General features: G+C 57.3%; 5 protein-coding genes. 1 reads left to right on the forward strand and 4 read right to left on the reverse strand.

Annotated features, from left to right (window positions below; genetic code table 11):
- Positions 1–72 precede the first annotated feature (72 nt).
- From A3754_RS02750 to pip, 3 genes are all read right to left on the reverse strand, one after another.
- A complete protein-coding gene (locus A3754_RS02750; protein ID WP_063518791.1) occupies positions 73–555 on the reverse strand; it encodes a DUF3015 domain-containing protein in 483 nt (160 codons plus the stop codon).
- Positions 556–722: 167 nt separating this feature from the next.
- Complete coding sequence (gene dtd / locus A3754_RS02755) at positions 723–1160, reverse strand: D-aminoacyl-tRNA deacylase (RefSeq protein ID WP_063518792.1); 438 nt, start codon at positions 1158–1160, stop codon at positions 723–725.
- Entirely contained in the window at positions 1157–2080 is a 924-nt protein-coding gene (pip, locus tag A3754_RS02760; RefSeq protein ID WP_063518793.1) for a prolyl aminopeptidase, read from the reverse strand. Before pip ends, dtd begins: the two co-directional genes overlap by 4 nt.
- On the opposite strand from pip, the gene A3754_RS02765 reads away from it, so the two are divergent.
- Positions 2079–2531, forward strand: a complete 453-nt coding sequence (locus tag A3754_RS02765; protein WP_063518794.1) for a hypothetical protein — start codon at positions 2079–2081, stop codon at positions 2529–2531. The two genes, pip and A3754_RS02765, sit on opposite strands and share 2 nt — an antisense overlap.
- Before the next feature lie 122 nt (positions 2532–2653).
- Here the strand turns inward: A3754_RS02765 and A3754_RS02770 are convergent.
- Positions 2654–3318: sigma 54-interacting transcriptional regulator (locus A3754_RS02770; RefSeq protein WP_197468405.1), on the reverse strand; the 665-nt coding region annotated here is incomplete at its 5' end.

Genomic DNA, 3318 nt, shown 5'->3' on the forward strand with positions numbered 1-3318 from the left:
AAGTGTCAGAAAAGAGGGCCCTAAAAACAAAACCCCGCCAGAAGCGGGGCTCTGATGGATCTTTTGTGCTGATTAGGCCAGGTACTTGGACAGCGCCTGATCCTGTTTCATCACGTCAGTGATGCTTGCCATTACTTCAGCGGCAGTCACGTCCTGGTTCGGGAAAATGGTCGCGAAGTTTTCGTGCATCAGCGCGTTGAAACGAGCGCGGTCTTCAGTCTGAATACCCATGGAAACAGACAGAGCAGTCAGGGCTTCACCGTCGCCGGTGGCCATGTCCTGCGCCACTTCTTCCATCACACCCGTCATGCCCAGCAGGCTTTGGCCGCTGTAGGTCAGGGCGCCGCTGGTATCACAACCGTTAGTCCCTGTGGTCATGCCGAAGGTGGCGTTACCGGTAGTGCCGTTAACCAGTGTCGCCAGAAGATGCATCGGCATGCCGGATTTGCCTTCAAACAGCATGTTGCCCCAGCCACAGCCCGGACCACCCGGCGCCACAGCCATGGCAGATGTTGAAGCGCCCAGCAGAGCGGCAGCGATAAGTGTCTTTTTCATCCTGAATTCCTCCAAGTTTTTATGAATCTTCCCTGGGGATGCAGCCTTTCACTGGCCACGATGCCTGCCAGCAAAATGCCGGCAACGCTCTCCCCGTTACCTTTGCAGGCAACTAAACTCATCATAAACAAGGGGAACCGCTTTGCAATAAGCTTATTCAGAATAAATCACATCTCAAGCATAAAGGTAACCGGGCCATCATTAACCAAAGAAACCTGCATATCCGCAGCAAAGATCCCCGTAGCCACGGCAACGCCATAACCACCCAATTGTTCGACACAACAATCGTACAATCGCCGCCCCAAAGCCGGTTGCGCGGCACTACTAAAGCTCGGGCGTCGCCCCTTCCGGGTATCCGCAACTAAAGTAAATTGAGAAATCGCCAACAAGCCCCCTGCCACATCTCGCACATCCTGATTCATCTTCCCCTGATCATCTGCAAAAACTCTGTAGCTGACAATACGTTCCGCCATCCGCTTGACCAGCTTTTCGTCATCATGCTTTTCAATGCCGATAAGCAGCACCAAGCCTTTATTGATAGCCCCCACGGTCACTCCGTCCACATCAACGCTGGCCTTGCTAACCCGCTGCATCAACACTTTCATTGCTCACCCCTTCTATCGAGTCGCATTACCGCCTTCACCAGCGCCTGGGCCACTCCCGGGTCCATGGAAGAATGCCCTCCTCCCTCAACCCAGTTGAGCACACTGTTTGGCAGCACCTGATGCAACGCCAGCGCCTGCTCCGGCGGGCAGACAAAATCCCGGCTGCCATGCACAATTTCCACCGGCACGGCACTGCCGGCACAGGCCTCAAGCAACGGTTGCTCCACAAAGCCCTCAGCAAGAAAATAATGGGTTTCCTGGCGAGCCATGCATAACTCGTCATCACTGCCCGGGCCCGGTGGCTGGGTCGGCATCTGCGCCAGGGTGGATTCCCAATTACACCAGGCCCGGGCATAACGGCGAGCGTGCTCGCCTTGCAACCCCTGATAATAACGCTCCAGCAAACTGCCGTTACCCGGTGGCGCCTGCTGCTGCAAGGCTTGCCAGGCCTGCGGGAACATCCTGGCCGCCCCGGCTTCGGTATAGAGCCAGTCGAGATCCTGGTGACGGCATAAAAAAATGCCACGCAGCACCATGCCAGTAATATGCTGTGGGAACGCGGCCAGATAAGCGAGCGCCAGGGTGGCACCCCAGGAACCGCCAAATACCATCCAGCGCTCGACGTGTAGCGCCTGTCGAATCTGTTCGAGATCGGCCAGCAAATGGCTCAGGGTATTATCCTCAATGGACGCCAGTGGCCGGCTTTGACCGGCACCGCGCTGATCAAACAGAATAATCCGAAACCGTTGCGGATCGAAAAAACGTCGCAGCGCCGGAGAGCAACCGCCACCGGGGCCACCGTGCAGCACCACCACAGGAATACCCTGCGGATTACCGCTCTCTTCCACATATAACTGATGCCCCTGCCCAACCGGAAGGTAGCATTGCCGATACGGCTCGAGAAAAGGAAATAACGCCATGAGTCAGGTTCTGACAGGAAGAAGAATTTCAGCATACCTGCTGTTGATTTTGCTGCAAGGGCTCCTGGCCGCTTGTGACAACACGCCCCCGGAGCAGGCCATCAAGGATGCCCTTGCCGAGATCGAAACCGCCATCGAGGACGGCGACACGGGCACAGTCATGGGCCGCCTAAGCGATAACGCGACCGTTGAAAGACGCGGCAGAACCCTGCAGCGCAAGGAGATTCACCGCACTCTGGTGGGGCTGTTTTTTCGCTACCCGAACCGCAACATCACTTTTACACGCATCCGGATTGATCTGGACCCGGTGACACAGGAACAGGCCCGGGTGCAATTTACCGCACTGGCCTGGGGTGGAAAAAATGTGCTCCCGGATGATGCCGACAGTTACCAGATAGACAGCCATTGGCTGCTGGACGGTGAGTGGAAAATTGACAGCCTGACCGAATAACGCCATCCACTATTGCGGCCCTGCACTCCAAACGAAAGAGGCCACGCCCAACGTATAAACGTATAGGCGCGGCCTCCTGTATGGCTGATCCGAAACCCGGGCACGCGAACGGCTAAAGGCTTTCAGTCTTCATCGCCGCCATTAAGCTGACTTTCCATATCCAGCTCCTTGATCTTGCGTGTCAGGGTGTTGCGCCCCCAGCCCAGCAGCGCCGCCGCGTCACGCTTGCGCCCGCCGGTGTGCTGCAGGGCCACTTCGATCATGGTGCGCTCAAAGCCCGGAACCGCCTGCTCAAGGATACTGCGCTCCCCCTGGGACAGCGCCCGGTCGGCCCAGTTGCGCAGGGATTTGAGCCAGTCGCCGCTCACATCCGCACCTTTCGCTGCGCCGGTTTCTTTCAGCTCCGGTGGCAAATCGTCCACCAGCACTTCCCGGCCGGATGCCATCACGGTCAGCCAGCGACAGGTGTTTTCCAGCTGCCGCACATTGCCCGGCCAGGTTTGCGCAGAAAGGTATTTTTCCGTGTCCTTGTGCAGAACTTTCGGCTCCACCCCCAGCTCACTGCCGGCGCGCTGCAGAAAATAATTCGCCAGGCGGGGAATATCTTCCCGGCGCTCCGCCATGCGCGGAATATGGATGCGGATCACGTTAAGGCGATGGAACAGATCCTCACGGAAATCGCCTTCCTTCACCAGCTTTTCCAGATCCTGGTGAGTGGCGGCAATAATGCGCACATCCACATGGATCGGCGTGGTCCCGCCTACGCGATAAAATTCGCTTTCCTGCA

The sequence above is a fragment of the Alcanivorax sp. HI0083 genome (assembly GCF_001635175.1).